23 protein-coding genes are annotated in these 24,541 nt (G+C 63.5%); 20 read left to right on the top strand and 3 right to left on the bottom strand.

From position 1 onward, the window contains the following. The 3 genes from F757_RS0120770 to gltA form a co-directional block, all read left to right on the top strand. On the top strand, positions 1-362 hold a 362-nt coding region (locus tag F757_RS0120770), incomplete at its 5' end, for a 4Fe-4S dicluster domain-containing protein (RefSeq protein ID WP_027212980.1). Between the two features lie 80 nt (positions 363-442). Next, positions 443-715 (top strand): FAD assembly factor SdhE, encoded by a 273-nt coding sequence (locus F757_RS0120765; RefSeq protein ID WP_027213071.1) that lies wholly within the window; start codon positions 443-445, stop codon positions 713-715. Positions 716-787: 72 nt separating this feature from the next. Then, a complete protein-coding gene (gene gltA / locus F757_RS0120760; protein ID WP_013342066.1) occupies positions 788-2,089 on the top strand; it encodes a citrate synthase in 1,302 nt (433 codons plus the stop codon). Between the two features lie 189 nt (positions 2,090-2,278). On the opposite strand, the gene F757_RS0120755 is transcribed toward gltA, so the two are convergent. Continuing rightward, complete coding sequence (locus tag F757_RS0120755; protein WP_027213070.1) at positions 2,279-3,379, bottom strand: helix-turn-helix domain-containing protein; 1,101 nt, start codon at positions 3,377-3,379, stop codon at positions 2,279-2,281. A gap of 161 nt (positions 3,380-3,540) precedes the next feature. Between F757_RS0120755 and F757_RS0120750 the strand changes: the two genes are divergently transcribed. Beyond that, positions 3,541-4,791 (top strand): DUF1479 domain-containing protein, encoded by a 1,251-nt coding sequence (locus tag F757_RS0120750; protein ID WP_027213069.1) that lies wholly within the window; start codon positions 3,541-3,543, stop codon positions 4,789-4,791. A gap of 94 nt (positions 4,792-4,885) precedes the next feature. On the opposite strand, the gene F757_RS0120745 is transcribed toward F757_RS0120750, so the two are convergent. After that, on the bottom strand, positions 4,886-5,137 hold the full coding sequence (locus F757_RS0120745; protein ID WP_027213068.1) for a GlsB/YeaQ/YmgE family stress response membrane protein: 252 nt from the start codon (positions 5,135-5,137) through the stop codon (positions 4,886-4,888). 317 nt (positions 5,138-5,454) lie between these two features. Between F757_RS0120745 and leuC the strand changes: the two genes are divergently transcribed. The 16 genes from leuC (at position 5,455) to purF (ending at position 23,440) form a co-directional block, all read left to right on the top strand. Continuing rightward, a complete protein-coding gene (gene leuC / locus F757_RS0120740) occupies positions 5,455-6,864 on the top strand; it encodes a 3-isopropylmalate dehydratase large subunit (protein WP_027213067.1) in 1,410 nt (469 codons plus the stop codon). A 5-nt stretch (positions 6,865-6,869) separates the two neighbouring features. Then, complete coding sequence (locus F757_RS0120735) at positions 6,870-7,028, top strand: entericidin A/B family lipoprotein (protein WP_013342061.1); 159 nt, start codon at positions 6,870-6,872, stop codon at positions 7,026-7,028. A gap of 86 nt (positions 7,029-7,114) precedes the next feature. Then, on the top strand, positions 7,115-7,768 hold the full coding sequence (gene leuD, locus F757_RS0120730; protein WP_027213066.1) for a 3-isopropylmalate dehydratase small subunit: 654 nt from the start codon (positions 7,115-7,117) through the stop codon (positions 7,766-7,768). Between the two features lie 77 nt (positions 7,769-7,845). Then, entirely contained in the window at positions 7,846-8,913 is a 1,068-nt protein-coding gene (leuB, locus tag F757_RS0120725) for a 3-isopropylmalate dehydrogenase (protein ID WP_027213065.1), read from the top strand. 416 nt (positions 8,914-9,329) lie between these two features. After that, on the top strand, positions 9,330-10,451 hold the full coding sequence (asd, locus tag F757_RS0120715) for an aspartate-semialdehyde dehydrogenase (RefSeq protein WP_013342058.1): 1,122 nt from the start codon (positions 9,330-9,332) through the stop codon (positions 10,449-10,451). Between the two features lie 140 nt (positions 10,452-10,591). Continuing rightward, the gene (locus tag F757_RS0120710; protein ID WP_027213064.1) at positions 10,592-13,183 is read left to right on the top strand and encodes a FimV/HubP family polar landmark protein; all 2,592 of its coding nucleotides are present in this window, start codon (positions 10,592-10,594) and stop codon (positions 13,181-13,183) included. Then, positions 13,180-13,992, top strand: a complete 813-nt coding sequence (truA, locus tag F757_RS0120705; protein WP_027213063.1) for a tRNA pseudouridine(38-40) synthase TruA — start codon at positions 13,180-13,182, stop codon at positions 13,990-13,992. Before F757_RS0120710 ends, truA begins: the two co-directional genes overlap by 4 nt. Further along, complete coding sequence (locus F757_RS0120700; RefSeq protein ID WP_198021424.1) at positions 13,968-14,717, top strand: phosphoribosylanthranilate isomerase; 750 nt, start codon at positions 13,968-13,970, stop codon at positions 14,715-14,717. The genes truA and F757_RS0120700 overlap by 25 nt, the downstream gene beginning before the upstream one ends. Before the next feature lie 52 nt (positions 14,718-14,769). Next, positions 14,770-15,963, top strand: a complete 1,194-nt coding sequence (gene trpB, locus F757_RS0120695; protein ID WP_027213061.1) for a tryptophan synthase subunit beta — start codon at positions 14,770-14,772, stop codon at positions 15,961-15,963. A gap of 11 nt (positions 15,964-15,974) precedes the next feature. Then, a complete protein-coding gene (locus F757_RS0120690) occupies positions 15,975-16,886 on the top strand; it encodes a DNA-methyltransferase (RefSeq protein ID WP_027213060.1) in 912 nt (303 codons plus the stop codon). Positions 16,887-16,922: 36 nt separating this feature from the next. Next, positions 16,923-17,735, top strand: coding sequence for a tryptophan synthase subunit alpha (gene trpA / locus F757_RS0120685; RefSeq protein ID WP_027213059.1), 813 nt, complete (start codon positions 16,923-16,925; stop codon positions 17,733-17,735). 78 nt (positions 17,736-17,813) lie between these two features. Continuing rightward, positions 17,814-18,686, top strand: a complete 873-nt coding sequence (accD, locus tag F757_RS0120680) for an acetyl-CoA carboxylase, carboxyltransferase subunit beta (RefSeq protein WP_027213058.1) — start codon at positions 17,814-17,816, stop codon at positions 18,684-18,686. 232 nt (positions 18,687-18,918) lie between these two features. Beyond that, the gene (folC, locus tag F757_RS0120670) at positions 18,919-20,229 is read left to right on the top strand and encodes a bifunctional tetrahydrofolate synthase/dihydrofolate synthase (RefSeq protein ID WP_027213057.1); all 1,311 of its coding nucleotides are present in this window, start codon (positions 18,919-18,921) and stop codon (positions 20,227-20,229) included. A 29-nt stretch (positions 20,230-20,258) separates the two neighbouring features. Then, positions 20,259-21,242, top strand: coding sequence for an SPOR domain-containing protein (locus F757_RS0120665; protein WP_027213056.1), 984 nt, complete (start codon positions 20,259-20,261; stop codon positions 21,240-21,242). An 8-nt stretch (positions 21,243-21,250) separates the two neighbouring features. Then, positions 21,251-21,745, top strand: a complete 495-nt coding sequence (locus tag F757_RS0120660) for a CvpA family protein (RefSeq protein WP_013342048.1) — start codon at positions 21,251-21,253, stop codon at positions 21,743-21,745. A 144-nt stretch (positions 21,746-21,889) separates the two neighbouring features. Then, complete coding sequence (gene purF / locus F757_RS0120655; protein WP_027213055.1) at positions 21,890-23,440, top strand: amidophosphoribosyltransferase; 1,551 nt, start codon at positions 21,890-21,892, stop codon at positions 23,438-23,440. Between the two features lie 291 nt (positions 23,441-23,731). On the opposite strand, the gene F757_RS0120650 is transcribed toward purF, so the two are convergent. Then, positions 23,732-24,508, bottom strand: coding sequence for an AraC family transcriptional regulator (locus tag F757_RS0120650; RefSeq protein WP_027213054.1), 777 nt, complete (start codon positions 24,506-24,508; stop codon positions 23,732-23,734). Positions 24,509-24,541 lie beyond the last annotated feature (33 nt).

The following is a 24,541-nucleotide window of genomic DNA, read 5'->3' as shown; positions in this document are numbered from 1 at the left end:
AGCCGTACCTGATCAACGACACGCCGCCGCCGGAGAAGGAGCGTCTGCAGTCGCCGGAAGAGCGCGACGAGCTCGACGGGCTGTACGAGTGCATTCTGTGCGCGAGCTGCTCGACGTCGTGCCCGAGCTTCTGGTGGAATCCGGACAAGTTCGTGGGCCCGGCNGGTCTGCTGCAGGCGTACCGCTTCATCGCCGACAGCCGCGACCAGGCNACGGGCGAGCGGCTCGACAACCTGGAAGACCCGTACCGGCTGTTCCGCTGCCACACCATCATGAACTGCGTCGACGTCTGCCCGAAGGGATTGAACCCGACCAAGGCAATCGGCAAGATCAAGGAATTGATGGTTCGGCGTACTGTCTAGACTGAATAACCTTCATGCTTCGCGTCGTTCGCTGTCCTTCATGCGGTGGTACGACCCGGGGCGACCCGGCAAGTATTGACATGAACGATGCACCGCATCAGTCCGACCCTCTCCGCCGCGCGCGTCTTCGCTGGCGCGCCCGGCGAGGCCTGCTGGAAAACGATCTGATCTTTGAGCGTTTCTTCAGCCGATATGAGCATGACCTCAGCGATGCCGATGTGGGCGCACTTACGCGCCTGCTCGAGCTGAGCGATAACGACCTGATGGACTTGCTTCTCGCGCGCAAGGAACCTGAAGGCGAGCTTGCCGACCCGGATGTGATCCGGGTTCTGGAGCTGTTGCGCAACGCTTGAGCGCCGCGAGTGCGTTGTTCCGAGCGTGCAATTATCGAAACCCCGTTTCCATTCTTCGATTGAGGATGTGCTATGACCCCGTCAGATGTTAAAGCCACGCTATCGTTCAGCGACAATTCGCCGAGCGTTGAAATGCCGATTTACAAGGGCACTCTCGGCCCGGACGTGATCGACATCCGCAAACTGTACGGCCAGACTGGCAAGTTCACGTACGACCCTGGCTTCATGTCGACGGCGGCGTGCAATTCGGCGATCACCTACATCGACGGCGATAAGGGCGAGTTGCTCTACCGCGGCTACGCGATCGACAACCTCGCGGAGAACGCTGACTTCCTCGAAACGTGCTACCTGCTGCTGAAGGGCGAACTGCCCAACGTCGAGCAGAAGGCCGAGTTCGTGAAGACCGTGACGAACCACACGATGGTGCATGAGCAAATGCACTTCTTCTTCCGCGGTTTCCGTCGCGACGCGCACCCGATGGCGATTCTGGTCGCCGCAGTGGGCGCGCTGTCGGCCTTCTATCACGACTCGCTGGACATCAACAATCCGCGCCACCGTGAAGTGTCGGCTATCCGCATGATCGCGAAGCTGCCGACGCTCGTCGCGATGGCTTACAAGTACAGCATCGGTCAGCCGTTTGCGTACCCGCGCAACAACCTGTCGTACAGCGCGAACTTCATGCACATGATGTTCTCGAACCCGTGCGAAGACTACAAGGTCAACGACGTGCTGGTGCGTGCTCTCGACCGCATCCTGATCCTGCACGCGGACCACGAGCAGAATGCGTCGACGTCGACCGTGCGTCTCGCCGGCTCGTCGGGCGCAAACCCGTTCGCGTGTATCGCAGCCGGTATCGCATGTCTGTGGGGCCCGGCGCACGGCGGCGCGAACGAAGCTGCGCTGAACATGCTGGAAGAAATCGGCTCGGTCGACAACATTCCTGAGTTCATCAAGCAGGTGAAGGACAAGAACTCCGGCGTCAAGCTGATGGGCTTCGGTCACCGTGTCTACAAGAACTACGACCCGCGTGCGAAGCTGATGCGCGAAACCTGCCACGAAGTGCTGAACGAGCTGGGCCTGCACGACGACCCGCTGTTCAAGCTGGCCATGGCACTCGAAAAGATCGCGCTGGAAGACGAGTATTTTGTGTCGCGCAAGCTGTATCCGAATGTCGACTTCTACTCGGGTATCGTGCAGCGCGCACTGGGTATCCCGACGTCCATGTTCACGTGTATCTTCGCGATGGCGCGTACGGTCGGCTGGATTGCACAGTGGAACGAAATGATTGCCGATCCGGAGCAGAAGATTGGCCGCCCGCGTCAGCTGTTCATCGGCGATACGCCGCGTGAAGCGAAGCCGATCACGCAACGCTGATCGGGTTTGAGTCTTCTCCGTCTGTAGTTGGCTGTTCGCTGCAGGTTGGAAAGGCTTTAGGGCACTGAATCAGAAACGCCTCAACGGGTACAACCGTTGGGGCGTTTTTCTTTGAGCGACACGGCGACACGGCGACACGGCGGCCAGCGTCACAGAACTGGGCCGCGAGGCGTGGCTCACAAAAGCGCTTCACGCCTCTGGCGCGGGCCGCTCACGCCTTCCCGGCTTATCAAGCGAAGGCGAACGCGTCCGCAAATCATGCTGCGCCGCTTCTGGACCCATCGGCGCCCGGCCGTGCGTTTCAAAGAAGCGCCGGTACGCGCTCGGCGTCATGCCTCGCGCGGCGAGAAACTGTCGATTGAAATTGGCGAGATTCGGAAAGCCGGCTTTCGCGGCGATCAGTGCGACGGGCCATGTCGTGTCTGTGAGTTGACGCGTCGCATAGCCGATCCGTAGCCGGCTCAGATAGCGCCCCACGCTTTCGCCAAGATGCCTTGTGAAATACCGGTGCAGCGAACGCTCCGACAGATTGGCAACCTCGCACAGTTCAGCGATTCGCAGCGGCTCGTGAAAACGCCGGTCCAGCAGATCCAGCACGCGGTTCAGACGTTCAGCCTCGGATGCGCTGCCGCCTGCCATAACGATGGCGCCGCCAACTTTTTGCCGTGGGTCTCGGGCTGCGTAACCGGCGGAATTGTCACCGTCGACAAACTGGTGGGAGCCTGCGGCTCGATCAGAGCGCCGCGCGGACGCCCCCGCGGCGTTCGTTGCGCGTCGATGCGCAGCCGGCGACGCCAACGGCTGCGAATCGGCTTCCGAGAGTTGCGCCAGCACGTCGAGCACGGCGCCAAGCCGAACGCGCGGCAAAGCGTCCAGCAACGCAGCCATGCGTTCGCGTACCGAGGCTGCGGCTTCGCTGGAAAAGCGCAGACCTGGCGCGCCGCGTCGCAGCAGCGTGCGCAGCGCCGCAAACTCCGGGCAGCAGTCCGCAATACGCCGCGCCCAGTCGCCGCTGAACCACACGACGATCGCCACTTGAGGCGCGCTTGCGTCGATCGGTTCAGTCGACGCCCACGTATGCGGCATGTCCGGCGGCACCAGCACGAGATCGTCGCCGCTGTAGTCCTCAATGTGATCGCCAATGAACCGGCGGCCACGGCTGTTCATGGTCAGCGTGAGTTCGTATTCGGGATGGTGATGCCACTCGAACGGAATCTGCGCGAGTTGCCGATGGTAGACGCGGATCGAGCAACCGTCGGGAATGGTCACGCGTTCATATTGAGGTTTCACGGCGGACGCTCCGAGGCAGGCGAGCCGGCCGCACGGACAGAAGCAGCGGCGAATGTCTGAATTGTATCGGTATCTGGCTGTAAAGCATGCTTTGCGGCGGTCGAACATCCTTAATCTGCAAGGAGGACAGCACTACACAGACCATCACACGGAGACACACCATGCCGCTTGTCATCGACAATGTTCCGGAGGCGATTCGCAGCGCGAAGCGTGCGCTGCGGGCCGCGCTGCCGAACTACAAACAGGTTTTCGACGAAGTCGAAGGCGCGATCCGCCAGCAGATCGATGCAATTCACCGCGACCGCGCGCAGGGGCGCGAGGCGATTCCCGTGTTCGACTACGCGTCGGTCGCGTCCGGCAGTGTCGATCCAGCCGCCATTGCCGCCATCAAAGTGCGTGGCGCGTGCGTGGTGCGCGGTGTTTTCGACAGGCAACAGGCAAGCGACTGGAACGACGAAATCACCGATTACCTGGTGCGCAACGATCTCGACGCCAGGCTCGCGCATCGGGCGGAAGACAAGTATTTCGGCAATCTGTCGTCGAGCAGGCCGCAGATTTACGGCATTTACTGGTCCAAGCCTCAGACAGCCGCGCGCCAGTCAGAACAACTGACTAACACGCGCGTGTTCCTCAATCGTCTGTGGAAGTCGGAGAGCGAAGGCAGGCGGCATTTCGATCCTGAGCGCGTGCCGGTTTACGCGGACCGGATTCGTCGCCGGCCGCCGGGTTCGGAGTCGCTGGGCTTGTCGCCGCACGTGGATGGCGGCTCGGTCGAGCGCTGGCTCGACCCAAATTTCCAGAAGGTCTATCGGCATGTGCTGTCAGGTAACTGGCGCGCGTATGACCCGTTCGACGCCGCTTACCGGCCGGATGTCCAGGAAATTCCATCGCCGGCCGTGTGCTCGATGTTCCGCACATTTCAGGGCTGGACCGCGCTGACGCCGCAAGGCCCCGGCGACGGCACCTTGCAACTGGTCCCAATCGCAAACGTCATGGCTTACGTCATTCTGCGCGCGCTCCAGGACGACGTTCCCGACGACGAACTGTGCGGTGCCCAAGCCGCGCGAGCCCTGTCGATCAAGGCCGAGTGGCACGGCCTGCTGCTGGAAGCCGTCACGCCGATCCCGCATATGCAGCCGGGGGATGCGGTGTTCTGGCACAGCGACGTGGTGCATTCGGTCGAGGACGCGCATCGCGGCAAGGGCTACAGCAACGTGATGTATATCGCGTCCGCGCCGTGGTGCGAGAAAAACGAAGCGTATCTGAGGCGCCAGTTGCCAAGCTTTCTGCACGGCGAAAGCCCGCCCGATTTTCCCGCCGACCACTTCGAGACGGACTTCGCCGGCCGCGCACAGGAAAGCGATCTGACGGCGCTCGGCCGCGTGCAACTCGGGTTCGAGTTGCCGCGCTAGGGCGTGCGGCAGGCGAGGCGGTGAGTAACACGCCTCGCCTTGCCGTTTACGCGGTGACTCGACCGCCTAGCCCTTTGCCGTGAACGCGCGGCAATCAGGCCCGTCGGCGCACCACCCCGTAGATCAGCAACAGCACGATCGCGCCGATCACCGATGCAATCCACCCCGCCGCCTGGCCCGGCTGATACCAGCCGAGCGCCCGCCCCACGTAGCCCGCAATCAGCGAGCCGGCAATGCCCAGAATGATGGTCATGAGCAGGCCCATGCGGTCGTCGCCGGGCTTCAGTGCCCGTGCAATCAGTCCCACGATCAGCCCTACGATCACCGTACCAATGAAGGAAAGCATGCAGACCTCCGAAAGAGTGTGAGTGTTACCGTCTTCACTACTACCCGCTACCGTTCCTGCCGCGATGCTGTTGGGAGCATACGCGCCGGACGCGGAACCGGTCGCAAGAGTCGCGCCCGTCTGTGCGGCAGGCGCCCTTCGCAACGGCGGCAATCTTGCAGGCAGCTTGCCGGGTGCCCCCGATACAGGTATCGACACTACCACCCAACTCACTGTTTTTTATCGCTTTTTTCCATGATGCGACGGCCCACGGCGTGACTTGGCGTGGCATAATCGACCGACACAGTCAGCCCGCAGTCATTACTACCCCGCATACCATGGCACAGACTCTCTACGACAAATTGTGGAACACGCACGTGATCCACACGGAAGAAGACGGCACGACGATTCTCTATATCGACCGTCACCTGCTGCACGAAGTCACCAGCCCCCAGGCGTTCGAAGGGCTGAAGCTGGCCGAGCGTCCGGTGTGGCGCATCAGCGCGAACCTGGCTGTGTCGGACCATAACGTGCCGACCACGGACCGCAGCCACGGCATTGCCGATCCGGTTTCGAAGCTGCAGGTCGACACGCTGGACTCGAACTGCGACGCCTTCGGCATCACGCAGTTCAAGATGAACGACCTGCGCCAGGGCATCGTGCATATCATCGGGCCCGAGCAGGGCGCCACGCTGCCTGGCATGACGATCGTCTGCGGCGACTCACATACGTCCACGCACGGCGCGTTCGGCGCGCTCGCGCACGGCATCGGCACTTCTGAAGTGGAGCACGTGCTGGCCACGCAAACGCTCTTGCAGAAGAAGAGCAAGAACATGCTGGTCAAGGTGGAAGGCCAACTGCCGCGCGGCTGTACCGCGAAAGACATCGTGCTTGCGATCATCGGCAAGATCGGCACGGCGGGCGGCACGGGCTACGCCATAGAATTCGGCGGCTCGACGATCCGTGCGCTCTCCATGGAAGGCCGCATGACCGTGTGCAACATGGCGATCGAAGCGGGCGCGCGCGCCGGCATGGTCGCCGTGGACGACATCACGATCGACTATCTGAAGGGCCGTCCGTTCTCGCCGGAAGGCGCGGAGTGGGACGTGGCCGTCGAATACTGGAAGCAGTTCAAGTCCGACGAAGGCGCGCATTTCGACCGCGTGGTCGAGCTGAATGCGGCGGAAATCGTGCCGCAAGTCACGTGGGGCACCTCGCCCGAAATGGTCACCGCCGTGGACGGCCGCGTGCCCGATCCCGAGCGCGAGAAAGATCCGGTCAAGCGCGACGCCATGGAGCGCGCGCTCAAATACATGGCGCTGGAACCCAACGCGCCAATCGAGTCGATCAAGCCGGATAAAATCTTCATCGGGTCGTGTACCAACGCGCGCATTGAAGACATTCGCGCCGCCGCATACGTCGTGAAGAAACTGGGGCGCCGCGTCGCGCCGAATATTCGCCTCGCCATGGTCGTGCCGGGCTCGGGTCTCGTGAAAGCGCAGGCCGAGCGCGAAGGTCTCGACAAGGTGTTTACGGAGGCCGGTTTCGAATGGCGTGAGCCGGGCTGCTCGATGTGTCTCGCGATGAACGCCGACCGGCTGGAGCCGGGCGAGCGCTGCGCGTCCACCTCGAATCGCAATTTCGAAGGTCGTCAGGGCGCCGGTGGCCGTACCCATCTCGTGAGCCCCGCCATGGCCGCAGCCGCGGCCATCGAAGGGCATTTTGTCGATATTCGCAAGCTGGGATAAATCGCATGATGAACAACATGAATCGCACTACTCTACTGCGTCGCTTCGCGCTCGGTGCTCTGGCTGGGTTGCTGCTCGGTCTGACCGGCTGCAACACGGTGCACGGATTTGGGCAGGACATGTCGCACCTCGGCAATTCGATCAGCAATCACGCTGAGAAATAACCGGTTTTTGATTTTTGCCGGCGATGTGGCTCGCGGCCTTCATGCCGCCACACGCATCGCCCGGTCCTGAAACAGGCGCAAGCGTCATGGATAAATTCATCGTACACACCGGCGTCGTGGCGCCGCTCGATCGCGAGAACGTCGACACGGACGCGATTATTCCCAAGCAATTCCTGAAGTCGATCAAGCGCACGGGTTTTGGTCCGAACGCTTTCGACGAATGGCGTTATCTGGACCACGGCGAGCCGGGCCAGGACAACTCGAAGCGTCCGCTGAACCCGGACTTCGTGCTGAACCAGCCGCGCTATCAGGGCGCTTCGGTGCTGCTCGCGCGCAAGAATTTCGGCTGCGGCAGCTCGCGCGAACATGCGCCGTGGGCGCTCCAGCAATACGGCTTCCGCGCGATCATCGCGCCGAGCTTCGCGGACATTTTCTATAACAACTGCTTCAAGAACGGGCTGCTGCCGATCGTACTGAGCGAACAGCAGGTCGATCATCTGTTCAACGAGACGCACGCGTTCAACGGTTTCCAGCTGACCGTCGACCTCGAGGCGCAAGTCGTGCGCACGTCGGACGGCGCGACCGAGTATCCGTTCGAAGTCGCACCTTTCCGCAAATACTGCCTGCTGAACGGTTTCGACGACATCGGCCTCACGCTGCGTCACGCGGACAAGATTCGCCAGTTCGAAGCCGAGCGCATGGCGAAGCAGCCGTGGCTGGGTCACCGCATCGTCGGATAAAGCTTGTGCGCGCTGCGGGTCGGCGCGCGTTGGCGGCACAAGCTGAACGTCTCGAAGAAAATCATTAAGGAATTCGCATGAAGATCGCAGTGTTGCCGGGCGACGGCATCGGCCCCGAGATCGTCAAGGAGGCCGTCAAGGTCCTGAACGTGCTTGGCGAACAATTCGAACTGGAAGAAGCGCCGGTTGGCGGTGCGGGCTACGAGGCGAAGGGCCATCCGCTGCCTGATTCCACGCTCGCGCTCGCGAAGGAAGCCGACGCAATCCTGTTCGGCGCGGTGGGCGACTGGAAGTACGACAAGCTCGAACGCGCGCTGCGCCCCGAGCAGGCCATTCTCGGACTGCGCAAGCATCTGCAGTTGTTCGCGAACTTCCGTCCGGCAATCTGCTATCCGCAACTCACCGGCGCTTCGTCACTGAAGGAAGAAATCGTTTCGGGCCTCGACATTCTGATCGTGCGCGAACTGAACGGCGACATCTACTTTGGCGCGCCGCGCGGCGTGCGCGAAGCGCCGGACGGCCTGTTCGCCGGTTCGAAAGAAGGTTTCGACACCATGCGTTATTCGGAGCCCGAAGTGCGCCGTATTGCGCACGTCGCCTTCCAGGCGGCGCAAAAGCGCGGCAAGAAGCTCACTTCGGTGGACAAGGCGAACGTGCTCGAAACATCGCAGTTCTGGAAAGACGTGATGATCGACGTCTCCAAGGAATACGCGGACGTCGAGTTGTCGCATATGTACGTCGACAACGCCGCCATGCAACTGGTGAAGGCGCCGAAGTCGTTCGACGTGATCGTGACCGGCAACATGTTCGGCGACATTCTGTCCGACGAGGCCGCCATGCTCACGGGCTCCATTGGCATGCTGCCCTCGGCGTCGCTCGACAAAAACAACAAGGGCTTGTACGAGCCGTCGCACGGCTCCGCGCCGGACATCGCGGGCAAAGGCGTTGCCAATCCGCTCGCCACTATCTTGTCGGCCGCCATGATGCTGCGCTATTCGCTGAACAAGGCCGAGCAGGCGGACCGCATTGAAAATGCTGTGAAAAAGGTGCTGGAGCAGGGCTACCGCACCGGCGACATCCTGACGCCCGGCTGCAAGCAGGTGGGCACGGTCGCCATGGGCGACGCAGTGGTCGCCGCACTGTAAAGCGGCTAGCGCGCGGCTACCAAGCCGCGCTCATGCGCGGCGCGCTCCAATGCGTGCCGCGCGAGCCGTTAAATTAGTCTTTAATACGCGAATCGGGCCAATAAAAGCCGATTCGCGCGCAACAGAGACCACAAAAGACGACAAAGGACGACAGCGGCGGACAACAACGTCGCCGGATTCCGGTTTTCGTGTATATTGTAGCGATGGCACAAATGGCTCAAATCTCCACGATTTCGAAACTGCACGGCAAAACGGCCCGTGTGGTTGAGCTCGCCATTTCCACTCAAGCGCTGATTAAAACGATTACCCCGAAAACGATCACGAAACGCTGATCGTCCGTCGTGCCCGCTCATCTTCCCCGCGCGGTCACTGCGGGCAAAGATGCGGGGAAGTTTCCATTCGAAGGGTATGAAGTCATGAACGTAGGTCTCGTAGGTTGGCGCGGCATGGTCGGCAGCGTCCTGATGCAGCGTATGCAGCAGGAAGGCGATTTCGACTTGATCGAACCGGTGTTTTTCAGCACCAGCAACGCGGGCGGCAACGCGCCGTCGTTCGCCAAGAACGAGACCAAGCTCAAAGATGCGACAAGCATTGAAGACCTGAAGAAGTGCGAAGCAATCATCTCCTGCCAGGGCGGGGACTACACGAACGAAGTGTTCCCGAAGCTGCGCGCAGCGGGCTGGAACGGCTACTGGATCGACGCGGCTTCCGCGCTCCGCATGAAGGACGACGCGGTCATCATTCTCGATCCTGTCAACCTGGACGTGATCAAGAACGCGCTGGTCAAAGGCCAGAAGAATTTCATCGGCGGCAATTGCACGGTCAGTCTGATGCTGATGGCGCTGGGCGGCCTGTTCCGCGAAAACCTCGTCGACTGGATGACGGCCATGACGTACCAGGCCGCGTCGGGCGCGGGCGCGCAGAACATGCGCGAGTTGCTTTCGCAAATGGGCACGCTGCATGGCGCGGTGAAGAACGAGCTCGCGGACCCGGCTTCAGCGATTCTCGATATTGACCGCCGCGTGCTTGAAGCGATGAACAGCGACAGCATGCCGACCGACCACTTCGGCGTGCCGCTCGCCGGTTCGCTGATTCCGTGGATCGACAAGGACCTTGGCAACGGCATGTCGAAGGAAGAATGGAAGGGCGGCGCCGAAACCAACAAGATTCTCGGCAAGCCGGCCATGGGTACGCCCGGTTCCATTCCGGTGGACGGCCTGTGTGTGCGCATCGGCGCAATGCGCTGCCACTCGCAGGCGCTCACCATCAAGCTGAACAAGGACGTGCCGCTGGACGAAGTGAACAGCATCCTCGCTTCGGGCAACGACTGGGTCAAGGTCGTGCCGAACGAGCGCGAAGCGTCGATGCGCGACCTGTCGCCGGCAGTCGTCACGGGCACGCTGACGGTGCCGGTCGGACGCGTCCGCAAGCTGGCCATGGGCGGTGAGTATCTGTCCGCATTCACGGTCGGCGATCAGCTGCTGTGGGGCGCGGCTGAGCCGCTGCGCCGCATGCTTCGCATTGTGCTCGACAAGTAAAGTAAACTACGCGGTCACGACGCGTAGAAAACTCAAGAAGCGTCGCGCTTGCGCGGCGCTTTTTTCATTTGTGTGCTCCGATTATCTTGTCTCTTTATAACCGCAAAAAAGGGCCGCGCGCTGACGCGCCAGGAGTCCCGATGAATCTTCGACTCGCTTCCCTTCGGGCCATGTTTGCGCGCCCAGATACTTGCCGCCTCGCGGCCGCAGCCGCTTTGGCGTTCCTGCTGACGGGCGCGAGCCTTGGCAGCGCATTCGCCGTGCCGCTCGACGCCGCGAGCGCGCCGGACGGTGCCGCGGCATCAGCGCCCGTGGCGGCGTCTGGGTCTTACTCGGGCGGCGGGCAATATACGGTCAAGCCGGGTCAGTCGCTGAACGACGTGGCGATTGCGGTGACTCAATCGCGCGACCGGGCCACGCTTGCACGCGCGGCCCGTGCTCTGTTCGACGCGAACCCGAACGCGTTCATGGGCCACGATGCTAATCGCATGCGTCTTGGCTCGGTGTTGACTGTGCCGCCGCTCGACGCGTCGGGTGCAGTGGCGGCGACCGCGGCGGGAGCCTCCGCGCCGACGGCTGCTAGTGGTTCGTCGTCGTCGAATGCTTCGGTTGTGGCGGCCGCGAGCGGCGCCACGCAAGGCAGTGCCGCGGCGGCTAGTGCGAGCGGCGCGACCGGCGCGGAAAGTCCCGCGGCGCAAGCAGCGGCGCCGACCCCGCCTGCCGCTGCCGCACAAACCGCGGCCAGTGCGGCGACGGACGCTAGTTCGGCCGCTTCCAGCGACGCTGTTTCGTCGGCGCCTGCCGCGGGCTTGCAGGCGGCGTCGGCTGCGAGCGGCACGCATGTGTGGGCCGGATCGGTTCAGCCGTCGGCGAGCGGGGCCGCCGCTGTCACGGGTGCCTCGCAGCCGCGCGCGCAAGTGTCCAGCTTGCAGCAACTGCTCGCGCTGAAGAACCGCGTGCTGATGGAATTGCAAAAGCATGGCATAGGCGGAGCGCCGGCGGCGCCGACCGCTGCTTCGGGAAGCGGTACGCCATCGGTGGCGGGCGCATCCACCGTGGCTGTCGTGCCTGGCCATGCAGGCGCCGCTATGTCGACGTCCAACGAGCCCGGCATTTCGCAGACGAACCTCGCGGTGGGCGCCGCGGTCGGCGCGGCGCTGGTGGTACTGCTGGCTGCTTTGCGGATGGGTCGGCGCAAGCGTGAGCGCCTCGCCGAGGCGCGCCGAGCCGAAGCGTCGGAGAAGGCCGAGTCGTCGAATGACGTGGAAGTGGCGGCTTCGGTTGCCACTCGCGGCGACACGGTCGACGGAGATGAGGGCGCTAACCTTGGGACCGCAGCTGCGCAGCATGCACCCACGGCGGTCGCAGCACCTACCGCAGCGGCAGCCGTCGCGGCAGCGGCCGCCGAGCGCGAAGCGGCTGAAGGCGATGCAGCGGCACGGGAAATGTCGGAGCGCGTCGCGGCCGAGCGCGAGGCTGAGATGCGCACGGCCGCCGCACGTGACGCGCAGGCGCGCGAAGCGGATGCTCGGGCCGCCGCGCAGAGCGCTTCGGAACGCGAAATAGTAGGGCAGGTTGCCGCCGACGACGCTGCACACGAGGATGCCCACGCTCAGCGCCTAATGGCTGAACCACACGCAGCGGACACTGCAGCCGTCGGTACTGCCGAGGAAACAGCCGCCCAGCAAGCCGCGGCCCGGGACCAGGCGGCATTGCGTCAAGCTGAACTCGCGTCGGAACAGCAGCGCACACCGCAGGACGTGGCACCGCACGAACTGTCACCGGAAGATGCAACTGGAGAGACGCCGCTCCAGACGGCTGACTTGGCCACAGCACGACAGCCCGCGTCTGATGAACCATTGGCGACTTCCGTGCCGTCCCATGCGGAACTGCCCGCAGAACCGCGCTCATCGCAGCCAATCGCCGCGTTCGAGGAAACCGGGGCGGCGTCGGAGCAAGACGGCGAAAACCTGCAGAATGCGACCGCAGCCGCAAGCCTGGGCGCCGCCGCCGAACTGGGCGCCGACGCTTTGCCGCGAGCGCCGCTCGAACCGTTGAACGAGGCGTGGGAGCCGGAACCGTTGTCGCATCGTCTGGAATGGGACGACGAACCGTTGCCGCCGGAGCCGTTGCTCCCGCAGACCCCGGCACCAGGCCCGCAAGTTCACGACGACGAGCTCGGCACGCCCGCGCACAAGGAGCCTGGCGTGGCAGCGGCTACACAATTCCCGCGCGCCGCCGTGGATGCTTTCGGTAGCCTCGACATGCCGTTGCCGCCGCGTGTCGGCTCGGGCGCGGAACCCATGCGCGCACCGGAATCACTGAGCAGTCAACCCGTTGCGTCGCCCGAAACGACGGCGCGGCAAGCCGTTCCGCCGCCGCCTGACGCAGATGAGGCGCCGCACGCCGCTGACGAAATTGCCGCGGGCACGGCGGCCCGCGGCGCGGTAGCAGGCTTGGGCGCCGGTAGTCTGGGCACGGCGGGTTTCGGCGCGCTGAAACTCGACTTCGACCTGGAACTGCCGCCCAGTCCGACGCAGCCGCTGCCCGCGTTCACGCCTGCCGATCTGGCCCGCATTGCGCGAAACAAGCTGGAGCTGGCCGCCGAGTACATCGAACTCGGCGATCTGGCCGGCGCGCGCACGCTGATCAACGAAGTGATCGAAGCCAACGATCCGGCCACGCGCAACGACGCCCGCGCGCTGCTCTCGACGCTCGCTCCGTTGTCGTGAAGCGGATTGCGCTAGGCATTCAGTACGACGGCACGGCGTTCTGCGGGTGGCAGTCGCAACCGCATGGCAACACGGTCCAGGACGAGCTGGAACGGGCGCTGCGCGAGTTCGCGCAGACGCCTGTGCACACCGTCGTCGCAGGGCGGACGGACACGGGCGTGCATGGGTTGGGTCAGGTCGTCCATTTCGACACCGAACTGGAGCGGGCCGATGTGTCCTGGGTCCGGGGCACGAATTCGTTTTTGCCGAAGACCATTTCGGTGCAGTGGGCCAAGCCGATGCCCGACGCGTTCCACGCGCGGTTTTCCGCGTTCGAGCGCACTTATTACTATGTGCTATACGTGCATCCGGTCCGTTCGCCGATGCTCGCGGGGCGCGCGGGTTGGGTCCACGCGTCGCTGGATATCGACGCGATGCGTGCAGCGGCCGCGCAATTGATCGGCGAACACGACTTTTCGGCGTTCCGCTCGTCGCAATGCCAGTCGAAAACGCCGGTCAAACATCTGTATCAGATCGACATTCAGAGGGACGGCGACTTCGTGCATTTTCGCTTCAGGGCAAACGCATTCCTGCATCACATGGTGCGCAACCTGATGGGCTGCCTGGTTTATATCGGCAAAGGCCGTCGCCCGGTTCAGTGGATGGCAGAGGTCCTCGCGAGCCGCGACCGCGAATGGGCCGCGCCGACTTTCATGCCGGACGGCTTGTACCTCGCGCAGGTGGGCTATCCTGAGCACTTCGCCGTGCCCGCGCCGCAGACCGGCAGCGTGCCGTGGAGCACCGTATGGAACGAGCAGGCACAGACATGAGTTCGACCGATATTCTCGCCACTGACAACGCCGCGCCGGCATCGGCTACCGGCGGCCAGCAGCAAACCGTGCCCCGGCGCACGCGCATCAAGCTGTGCGGCCTGTCGAAAGCGGCTGACGTCAGCCATGCTGTCGACCTGGGCGCCGACGCCATAGGCCTGGTGTTCTATCCGCCGAGCCCGCGCGCGGTCAGCGTCGCGCAGGCCGTCGAGCTGGTGCGGGACGTGCCGCCCTTCGTGTCGGTGGTCGGCCTGTTCGTGAACCCCACGCCGCAGTGGCTGCGCGAAGTGGTGAGCAACGTCGGGCTCTCGCTGTTGCAATTTCACGGCGACGAGACGGCGGACCAGTGCGAATCGCTTGCCGGCATTGCGGGTTTGCCTTGGTTGCGTGCGTTGCGCGTTGCGTCGGATACTCAGTCGGCCGATTTGGTAAAATCGGCTCTCAACTATTCAGGCGCCAATGGTTTTCTGTTCGACACTCATGTCGACGGCTATGGCGGCGGCGGGAAGGTTTTCGATTGGTCACTTATTCCAGCAGAGCTCGCGCGTCGGGCCGTTTTGAGTGGTGGGTTGAACGCGCAAAACGTCAGTGATGCGATCCATCGCGTGCGCCCGTACGCGGTCGATGTCTCGAGCGGCATCGAAGTGCCGGGTGCCAAGGGCGTGAAAGATCACGCCCGGATGGCGGCGTTCGTACGCGCAGTGCGCGCGGCGGACGCCGAGTGATTCCGCGGTGCGGCGCCTTTGAGCGCGCCGCACGCCACGAAAGAGTGACCTCATGTATAACTTGCCTGACGAAAGAGGCCATTTCGGCCAATTTGGCGGCGTGTTCGTCGCTGAAACGCTGGTTCACGCACTCGACGAGCTGCGTACCTCCTACGAGAAATTCCAGAAAGACCCCGGCTTTGTTGCGGAATACGAGCGCGAGCTGAAGTACTTTGTGGGCCGGCCTTCGCCGATTTACCACGCGCAGCGCTGGAGCGAGCTACTCGGCGGCGCGCAGATTTTCCTTAAGCGTGAAGACCTGAATCACACCGGCGCGCACAAGATCAATAACGTGATCGGTCAGGCGTTGCTGGCCAAGCGCATGGGCAAACCGCGCGTGATCGCAGAAACCGGCGCCGGACAACATGGCGTGGCAACTGCGACAATCGCGGCCCGCTTTGGTATGGAATGCGTGGTCTACATGGGCGCCGAAGACGTGCGCCGCCAGGCTGCGAACGTGTACCGGATGAAACTTCTCGGTGCCACGGTCGTGCCGGTCGAGTCGGGCTCGCGCACGCTGAAAGATGCGCTGAACGAGGCCATGCGCGATTGGGTAACCAACGTCGAAAACACCTTCTACATTATCGGTACGGTCGCGGGGCCGCATCCTTATCCCATGATGGTGCGCGACTTCCAGCGCGTAATCGGCGACGAGTGCAAAGTGCAAATGCCGGAGCTGATCGGGCGTCAGCCCGACGCGGTGATCGCGTGCGTTGGCGGCGGTTCGAACGCAATGGGGATCTTTTATCCGTATATCGACGATGCTTCCGTGCAGTTGATCGGCGTGGAAGCGGCCGGCGACGGCATCGAGTCGGGCCGGCACGCGGCGTCTCTCATCGGCGGCAGTCCCGGCGTGCTGCACGGCAACCGCACCTACCTGCTGCAAGACGAGAACGGGCAGATCATCGAGACGCATTCGGTGTCCGCCGGTCTGGACTATCCGGGCGTCGGGCCAGAGCATGCGTGGCTAAAAGAGTCTAACCGCGCGCAATATGTCGGCATCACGGACGAAGAAGCGCTCAAGGCGTTCCATGATTGCTGCCGTGTCGAAGGCATCATTCCGGCGCTGGAATCGAGCCATGCACTGGCTTACGCGACGAAACTCGCGCCGACGCTCGCAAAGGACAAGCACCTGCTGGTGAACCTGTCCGGGCGTGGCGACAAGGACATGCACACGGTCGCCGAGCGATCGGGCATTCAGTTCTGAGCGCGCCCGCGATGCGCGACGAGTTCGACGAACCCCAACAGGCGACCAGCGAAACGGCGCCGGCTGAGGAGCTTCTGGCGCCCGAGGCGCCTGCGCTGCTGTTGCCGCAGGTGCCCGCAGGCATCCAGTTGTTGAACCGCGACTTTCTGACCGATGTGGCGAATATTCCTGACGGGTCGATCGACCTGATCCTCTGCGACCCGCCGTACGGTCTCGGAAAGGATTACGGCAACGACTCCGACATGCGCAGCGGCGACGACTTTCTCGCCTGGACGCGCGGTTGGCTCGAGCTTGCCATTCCGAAGCTCAAGCCGTGGGGCTCGCTCTATATCTTCTGCACGTGGCAATACGCGCCGGAAATCTTCAGCTTCCTGAAGACAAAACTCCTGATGATCAACGAGATCATCTGGGACCGGCGTGTGCCGAGCATGGGCGGAACGACGCGCCGTTTCACGTCGGTGCACGACAACATCGGTTTCTTCGCGGTGTCGAAAGATTATTATTTCGACCTCGATCCCGTCCGCATCCCGTACGATGCCGCCACGAAGAAGGCGCGTTCGCGTAAGTTGTTCGAAGGGAGCAAGTGGCTGGAGCTTGGCTATAATCCGAAGGACGTCTGGTCTGTATCGAGGCTGCACCGGCAACATGCCGAGCGCGTCGATCATCCCACGCAGAAGCCTTTGGAGATTGTCGAGCGCATGGTGCTGGCAAGTTGTCCGAAGGGCGGCCGCGTGCTCGACCCTTTCATGGGCAGCGGCACCACCGCAGTCGCTTGCGCCCGCCAGCAGCGCGAATTCGTCGGCTATGAGATCAATGAAAGTTACTGCGCGATAGCGCGGGAGCGCGTTAGCGCTGTCGCTGCCACGCCCGCCGGGCGTGCGCCCGTCAAAGCGGGAGCGCAGCGGCAGCCTGAAGTGCAATGACGCGCCGCGCGCAGTAGCTCAATCGAGAATAACTCCATGTCCCGTATCAAAAGTACATTCGCTGCGCTGTCCGAGCAGGGCAGAAAAGGCCTGATTCCTTTCATGACGGCGGGCGACCCCGACCCGGCCCGCACGGTCGAATTCATGCACGCGCTGGCCGCGGGCGGCGCCGACGTCATCGAACTCGGCGTACCGTTTTCCGACCCGATGGCCGACGGCCCGGTCATCCAGCAATCGTCCGAGCGCGCGTTGGCGCACGGCGTGTCGCTTCGCCACGTGATGGCGGACGTCAAGCGGTTTCGCGAAACCAACGACACCACGCCTGTCGTGCTGATGGGCTACGCCAACCCCATCGAACGCATGGGCACCGAAGCCTTCGCCCAGGCGGCGAAGGAAGCCGGCGTGGACGGCGTGCTCGTGGTCGACTACCCGCCGGAAGAATGCGCGAATTTCGCCGAAAAGATGCGCGCGGCTGGGATCGATCCGATTTTCCTGCTGGCGCCCACCTCCACCGACGAGCGCATTGCCGAAGTCGGCAAGATTGCGAGTGGTTATGTCTATTACGTGTCGCTAAAAGGGGTGACCGGAGCGGCAAATCTGGACGTTTCCAGCATCGCGAGTAAAATCCCGGCGATCAAGTCGCGCGTGCCCCTGCCGGTGGGCGTCGGTTTTGGCATTCGTGACGCCGAAACGGCCCGCCTCGTGGCCGAAGTTTCCGACGCCGTGGTGATCGGCAGCCGTATCGTGCAATTGCTCGAGCAGGCCGCCCCGGAAACCGCCGCCGAAACGCTCACGCGTTTCGTCGCTGAGGTGCGCGAAGCGCTCGATAGCGTTGCGACTGCCCGATAACAGTGATTTGTCGTCTGTAGTGCGAGCGGCGGGTTTGTCCCGCCGTTTGCGCAACCGTTGACCCCAGAAGGATTCAATATGAGCTGGCTCGATAAGCTGCTGCCGCCGAAAATCAAACAAACCGACCCGAAGAGCCGCAAGGGGATTCCGGAAGGCCTGTGGATCAAGTGCCCGTCGTGCGAAGCCGTGCTGTATCGCAACGACGTGGAGGCCAATCTGCATGTGTGCCCGAAGTGCGACCACCACATGCGCATCGGCGCGCGCGAGCGGCTAGACAGCCTGCTGGATCCGGAAGGCCGCTATGAAATCGGCCAGGAGATCGTTCCGGTCGACGCGCTCAAGTTCAAGGACAGCCGCAAGTACCCGGACCGCCTGAAAGAGGCCATGGACGAGACCGACGAGACCGACGCCATGGTCGTCATGGGCGGCGCGATCCACACGTTGCCGGTGGTGGTGGCCTGTTTCGAGTTTTCGTTCATGGGCGGCTCGATGGGCTCGGTGGTCGGCGAGCGTTTTGCCCGCGGCGCGCAGAATGCGCTCGAGCAGAAAGTGCCGTTCATCTGCTTTACCGCGTCGGGCGGCGCGCGCATGCAGGAAAGCCTGCTTTCGCTGATGCAAATGGCGAAAACCACCGCCATGCTGACAAAGCTGGCCGAAGCCAAGCTGCCGTTCATTTCCGTGTTGACCGATCCGACCATGGGCGGCGTGTCGGCGAGTTTCGCGTTCCTCGGCGACGTCGTTATCGCGGAACCCAAGGCGCTGATCGGCTTTGCCGGCCCGCGCGTGATCGAACAGACCGTGCGTGAAAAGCTGCCGGAAGGCTTCCAGCGCGCCGAGTTCCTGCTGACGAAGGGCGCGATCGACATGATCGTGGACCGTCGCAGGCTGCGCGAAGAGCTCGCTCAACTGATGGCGCTCCTGAGCCACCAGCCGGCGGACGCCGTCGCGTAAGTTCGGCGAAGCGCACGGGCCCGGAGGCCGGCTTCCCGGCCACCGTCACAGTGCCTCGGGATGCAGCCAGCCCGGCGCCGTCAGCGAAAAAATCTGCAAAACATAGCGCGCCGCATGAGCAATCAAGCGGCGCGCTGTCATTTCCGGGATAATCACGGTCTCACATACTGCGCAAGGCGCCGCGCCGCGCATGTTTGTAACACCGCTCAATGATTTTCTCGCGATTCACCCGATGACCACATTCCCCACCCTCGACGCGTGGCTCACGCATCTCGAATCCGCGCATCCGGTCGGTATCGACATGGGTCTCGCACGTATAAGCCAGGTGCGCGACGCGATGCAACTGTCGTTTGCCTGCCCGGTCGTTACGGTGGGTGGAACGAACGGCAAGGGTTCGACGTGCGCGATCCTCGAATCGATCCTGCTGCGCGCCGGTTTCACCGTGGGCTGTCATACTTCGCCGCATTTGCTGTCATTCAACGAACGCGCGCGGATCAACGGCCAAATGGCGAGCGACGCCGACCTGCTGCCGCACTTCGAGAAAGTGGAGGCAGCGCGCATGAGCCTCGGGAAACCGGTTTCGCTGACTTATTTCGAGTTCACGACGCTGGCGATCATGAGCCTGTTCGCGTCGCGCGGGCTGGACGCGGTGATTTTCGAAGTAGGCCTGGGCGGGCGCCTCGACGCTGTGAATATTCTGGACACCGACTGCGCGATCATCACCAGCATCGACATCGACCACACGGAATACCTGGGCGACACGCGCGAGAAAATCGCGCTCGAAAAGGCGGGCATTTTCCGCGCTGGCAAGCCCGCCATCTGCGCTGACCCGGTTGCGCCGCAAACGCTGATCGACCATGCGGAGCAGATCGGCGCCGAACTGTGGCTATTTGGCCGCGATTTCCGCTACGAAGGCCAAGCCGGCAGCGAGCGGCAGCAATGGAGCTACGTGGGCCCGACGCTGCGGCGCTCGGCGCTCGCTTATCCGGCACTGCGCGGCGCGAATCAGTTGATCAACACGTCCGCCGCTTTAGCCGGCCTGGAAGCGCTGCGCGACCGTCTGCCGGTTTCGGCCCAAGACATCCGCCTCGGCCTCGCGAACGTCGAGTTGCCCGGACGTTTCCAGGTGTTGCCGGGCAAGCCGGCCATCGTGCTGGATGTCGGCCATAACCCACACGCGGCCGCTGTGCTGGGCCAGAACCTCGGCAACATGGGCTTTTTCCCCTACACATACGGCGTGTTCGGCATGATGGCCGATAAGGACATTGCCGGCGTGCTCGCGCACCTGAAGGGCGAAATCGATCACTGGTGCGTCACCGACCTGCCGACGCCGCGAGCGGCATCGGCGCAACAGCTCGAGGCCGCGTTGCGCGATCAGGGCGTGCAGGACAGCGGCGACAGCAGCGTAACGCGTTACGCGACGCCTGCAGAGGCGTACCAAGATGCGCTAAAGCGGGCGTCAGAGAATGATAGAATTGTGGTTTTCGGCAGTTTCTATACGGTAGCGGGCGTTATGGCCTACCGTAAATCGCAGCAACACTGAACGGGCGCCACGCTCGAACCAAGCGATTCATGGGAATTTTCTCGTTCGGCAAGAAAGACGACGCGCCCAGCAGGCGCGGCGCAAACACCAGTTCCACCCGGGCCGCCCGTAGCGAGCGCGTGGAGCGGCGAACCCGCCGCACCGAGCGCACCGTCGATGCCGATGCGATGCTGCTCGACCCCACGCTGCCGGAAAAACAACGTGCGCGGCGCCGCCTGGTCGGCGCGATCGCAATGGTCGTGGCAGCGGTGGTCGTGCTCCCCATGGTGCTCGACTCGCACCCGAAGCCGGTTACCGACGACATCTCGATTGACATTCCCAGCCGCCCCGCGCCCCGGCTCGCCAGGCACGAAGTAGACACGCAGGCTGGCGTCGCACCGGATAATCCCACGCCGGACGCTGCGCTCGCGGCTTCGAGTCTCGCACCGGCCTCCTCGGCGGCGCCGTCGGTTGCGCAAGGGCAAGCGGGCGCCGCGAGGAAAGACGCGAGCCAGCAGGCCGGCAAAGAAACTACGCACGCCGAGGCGAGCGCCAATCCCGCTCCCGGCGCGAAGCCTGCTGCCAGGGCGCCAGCGCCCGCAGTCGCAGCCAATACCGCGAAGGCACCGGCATCCGCCGCACAGGCGTCGAAACTGGCCAACAATCCCGCCAACAGCGCGGTCAACAAGCCGGCAACCCGCAGCAATACGACGGCCGCCGCGCCGTCCGCGGACGAAACCAATGTCGCAGCAAACGCCGACGCGAATTCCGGCACGCCGGCCTCGCCGCCGGGCAGCCGTTTCGCGGTCCAACTGGGCGCCTTTGCAAACGAAGCCAACGCGCGTAATTGGGCAACCAGGTTGAAAGCAGCCGGCGTACCCGCATATACCGAACATCGGAAGCAGGCAGACGGCTCGACGCTCACGCTGTTGCGTGCCGGTCCGTTCGCGGATCGCGCAGCGGCAAGCGCCGCCATCGCGAAGGTTCGCGAGGCCGGTTTAGGGTCGGGCGCGAACAGCGGCGCCGCACAGTAAAGCGAGCGATGTTCACTGCCTTCGACTACGCTGTAATGGCGGTGATCGGTTTGTCGGCCTTGCGCGGCACATGGCGCGGGTTTTTGTCCGAAGTGTTCGGGCTCATCGGCTGGATTGCGGCGTTTTTCATTGCTTGCCGCTTCGTCGGTTATGTCGTGCCGTATATTCCGTCCACGTGGCCGGGCGGCGCGTTGACCCAGTGGCTGTTGGCCTTTGCGTTGGTGGCGATCGGCGTGGTGCTGGTGGCAAGCGTCCTGAATGCGCTGCTTTCCCGTATCGTGCAGGCTACTGGCCTGAGCGGCGTGGACCGCTCGCTCGGTTTGATGTTCGGCCTCGTGCGCGGGGTCGTTCTGGTGCTGATTCTGGTCGCCCTCGCCGGCCTGACCGAACTGCCCCAACAGGAATTCTGGCGCAACGCCTTGCTGCGGCCCTATGCGGTCGAGGGCGTGCACGTAATGAAACCGCTGCTTCCGGAAACGCTCGCTGCCTACGTCCGCGTGTGACGATCAGGTGAGTGGTCAAGGAACGCGGCAGCACTCCGGCGCAAACCGGCTGCCTTGGCATCATGTCGCGAACTGTCGCGTCATATCGCGCTCTCGCGAGGCACCGGCCGCTCTGACGAATTTCGTACCTTTGAAGGACATGCCATGTGCGGCATCGTAGGCGTAGTTTCCCATTCTCCGGTCAACCAGCTGATCTATGACAGCCTGCTGCTGCTGCAGCACCGCGGTCAGGACGCCGCCGGTATCGCGACGGCGAACGGCAGCAATTTCCACATGCACAAGGCCAACGGCATGGTGCGCGACGTGTTCCGCACGCGCAACATGCGCAGCCTGCCGGGCAACACCGGCATCGGCCAGGTGCGCTACCCGACGGCCGGCTCGGCTTCGAGCGAGGAAGAAGCGCAGCCGTTCTACGTGAACGCGCCGTTCGGCATCATCCTCGCGCATAACGGCAATCTGACCAACTGGCAGCAGTTGAAAGACGAGATGTTCCGCGTCGACCGCCGCCACATCAACACCAATTCCGACACGGAAGTGATGCTCAACGTGCTCGCGCACGAATTGCAGCTTTCGAGCTCGGGCTTGCAACTCGACCCGGCGGCGCTCTTCAAGGCGGTGTCGGGCGTGCATCGCCGGGTGCGCGGTTCGTATGCGATCGTCTCGCTGATCGCCGGTTACGGACTGCTCGGCTTCCGCGACCCGTTCGGCATTCGCCCGCTGTGCCTCGGCAAGCTCGAAACGCCGGAAGGCGTGGAGTGGATGCTGGCGTCGGAATCGGTGGCGATCGAAGGCATTGGCTTTGAATTCGTGCGCGACGTGGCGCCCGGCGAAGCGATATTCATCGACCTCGACGGCAACGTCCATTCGCAGCAATGCGCGACCAGTCCGAGCCTGAACCCGTGCATTTTCGAGCTGGTGTATCTCGCGCGTCCGGACTCGGTGCTGGACGGCGTGCCGGTCTATAACGTGCGTCTGCGCATGGGCGATTACCTCGCTGAGAAGATCAAGCGCGAATTGCCCGATGTTGCAATCGACGTCGTCATGCCGATTCCCGATTCGTCCCGTCCGGCGGCCATGCAGGTCGCAAAGAAGCTGGGCGTCGAATATCGCGAGGGTTTCTTCAAGAATCGCTATGTCGGCCGCACGTTCATCATGCCGGGCCAGGCGGTGCGCAAGAAGTCGGTGCGTCAGAAGCTCAACGCAATGGGCATCGAGTTCAAGGGCAAGAACGTGCTGATCGTCGACGACTCCATCGTGCGCGGCACCACGTCGCACGAGATCGTCCAGATGGCGCGCGACGCCGGCGCGAATAAGGTGATCTTCGCTTCGGCCGCGCCGCCGGTGAAGTTCCCGAACGTCTATGGTATCGACATGCCCACGCGCGGCGAACTGGTCGCTCACGGCCGTTCGGACGAGGAAGTGGCGCGCATGATCGGCGCCGACCATCTCGTGTATCAGGACGTCGATGCGCTCAAGCAGGCCGTGCGCGACATCAACCCGGCGCTCAAGGAGTTCGAGGCGTCGTGCTTCGACGGCAACTACGTGACTGGCGACGTAACCACCGAGTACCTCGACCGCATCGAAACCGCGCGTCTTGCGCCGTCGTCACAGTCCGACCGCGACGCCGCGAGCGAAGCAATCGACGGTGGCGGCCCCGCGCGCTCGCAGTTGCATTTGCAGTTGTCGGTAGGCTAAGCCCGGACGGGCCTCGCGGCATGGCGCGGCCGCATGTGCGCCGCGCTATGCCGCCGCGAGCGTGTCGAGCCTGGTGGTCGGCGTTCGCGTCGGCTCGAAGCAGTTCATATGAAGAGGTGTCCGCTGGTCACGGCCGGCGCCGCGTAGGACCGACGCGCTTTCCGGCCTGTAACAGGTGAGTAAGTCGATACGCGGCGCGCTGGGCGAATTGGCCGGCGCGCTTTTTTTTGCGCCAGTGATTGATCCGCCAATAAGGTAGCGCCCGATGCGGCGCCGTTGAAAACCGCTCGCTCAGTGCCGCAACGCGCGCCACTGACCCGGCGCAAGCCCGAACCGCCGCGTGAAGGCATGCGTATAAGCGCTCTGATCGCCAAAGCCGGTATCAAACGCAATGTCTGTTAGCGAACGCCGCGGATCGGCGAGCAGTGTGAGCGACGTATCGAGCCGCAGCCGCTGTAAATAGCGATGCGGCGTTTCGCCGAACGCTTCGACAAAGAGTTGATGAAAGCGCCGCACGCCTAAGCCGCAGTGCGCGGCAAGATCGGCAATACGCAGCGGCTCTGACAGATGCGCGCGCAACCAACGGTCGATGCGCGCGAAGTCGAGCCCCGCGGCGGGCGCTTCTTTGCTTTGTGTGCCCGCGCCCGCTACCAGCGCCGCGCCGAGGCGAGCCGCCGCGTCCCAGTGAAAGCGCCGAGCCGCGACAGCGTCTTCCGATGCGCCCTGCGCGGCGCGCAAAGCAATGCGCTGCACGAGCGCGGTGAACGGAGCATCGAAGGTAATGGCCCGCGCCCGGTCGAAGAGCCGCTCCGGCACGGCCAGCGTCGTGGCCGGCAAATCCAGCACCAACTGGCGGTTTTCGCCGAGCCCCGCATAGTCGTGCCGCGCGCCCGCGGGAACGAGCCACGCACAACGCGCGTCAATCTGCTGCTCAACGCCGTTCACGGCCATCACCATCGCGCCCTCCAGTCCGAGTACGACCTGGTGGAAGTCGTGCACGTCCGACGCCTCCTGCGCGCCGAAGCGGCGCAGAGAAACGCTAGGGGCAGTCACGGCGGCGTGCGTCATGGGACTGATCAGCAGACAGGCGAGCGGAGCGAA

Source organism: Burkholderia sp. WSM2232, from assembly GCF_000472545.1.
GTDB lineage: Bacteria > Pseudomonadota > Gammaproteobacteria > Burkholderiales > Burkholderiaceae > Paraburkholderia.
The sequence above is the reverse complement of the archived record's forward strand: the minus strand, read 5'-3'. Positions and strand labels throughout refer to the sequence as shown.

Excerpts from the sequence above, each read along its gene's own strand:
- leuB (WP_027213065.1), top strand. The coding sequence starts at position 7,846 with ATGAAGATCGCAGTGTTGCCGGGCGACGGCATCGGCCCCGAGATCGTC.
- trpA (WP_027213059.1), top strand. The coding sequence starts at position 16,923 with ATGTCCCGTATCAAAAGTACATTCGCTGCGCTGTCCGAGCAGGGCAGA.
- leuC (WP_027213067.1), top strand. The coding sequence starts at position 5,455 with ATGGCACAGACTCTCTACGACAAATTGTGGAACACGCACGTGATCCAC.
- leuD (WP_027213066.1), top strand. The coding sequence starts at position 7,115 with ATGGATAAATTCATCGTACACACCGGCGTCGTGGCGCCGCTCGATCGC.
- F757_RS0120745 (WP_027213068.1), bottom strand. The coding sequence starts at position 5,137 with ATGCTTTCCTTCATTGGTACGGTGATCGTAGGGCTGATCGTGGGACTG.
- trpB (WP_027213061.1), top strand. The coding sequence starts at position 14,770 with ATGTATAACTTGCCTGACGAAAGAGGCCATTTCGGCCAATTTGGCGGC.
- folC (WP_027213057.1), top strand. The coding sequence starts at position 18,919 with ATGACCACATTCCCCACCCTCGACGCGTGGCTCACGCATCTCGAATCC.
- asd (WP_013342058.1), top strand. The coding sequence starts at position 9,330 with ATGAACGTAGGTCTCGTAGGTTGGCGCGGCATGGTCGGCAGCGTCCTG.
- F757_RS0120660 (WP_013342048.1), top strand. The coding sequence starts at position 21,251 with ATGTTCACTGCCTTCGACTACGCTGTAATGGCGGTGATCGGTTTGTCG.
- F757_RS0120710 (WP_027213064.1), top strand. The coding sequence starts at position 10,592 with ATGAATCTTCGACTCGCTTCCCTTCGGGCCATGTTTGCGCGCCCAGAT.
- purF (WP_027213055.1), top strand. The coding sequence starts at position 21,890 with ATGTGCGGCATCGTAGGCGTAGTTTCCCATTCTCCGGTCAACCAGCTG.
- F757_RS0120735 (WP_013342061.1), top strand. The coding sequence starts at position 6,870 with ATGATGAACAACATGAATCGCACTACTCTACTGCGTCGCTTCGCGCTC.
- F757_RS0120665 (WP_027213056.1), top strand. The coding sequence starts at position 20,259 with ATGGGAATTTTCTCGTTCGGCAAGAAAGACGACGCGCCCAGCAGGCGC.
- F757_RS0120650 (WP_027213054.1), bottom strand. The coding sequence starts at position 24,508 with ATGACGCACGCCGCCGTGACTGCCCCTAGCGTTTCTCTGCGCCGCTTC.
- F757_RS0120750 (WP_027213069.1), top strand. The coding sequence starts at position 3,541 with ATGCCGCTTGTCATCGACAATGTTCCGGAGGCGATTCGCAGCGCGAAG.
- gltA (WP_013342066.1), top strand. The coding sequence starts at position 788 with ATGACCCCGTCAGATGTTAAAGCCACGCTATCGTTCAGCGACAATTCG.
- F757_RS0120700 (WP_198021424.1), top strand. The coding sequence starts at position 13,968 with ATGGAACGAGCAGGCACAGACATGAGTTCGACCGATATTCTCGCCACT.
- F757_RS0120765 (WP_027213071.1), top strand. The coding sequence starts at position 443 with ATGAACGATGCACCGCATCAGTCCGACCCTCTCCGCCGCGCGCGTCTT.
- F757_RS0120690 (WP_027213060.1), top strand. The coding sequence starts at position 15,975 with ATGCGCGACGAGTTCGACGAACCCCAACAGGCGACCAGCGAAACGGCG.
- accD (WP_027213058.1), top strand. The coding sequence starts at position 17,814 with ATGAGCTGGCTCGATAAGCTGCTGCCGCCGAAAATCAAACAAACCGAC.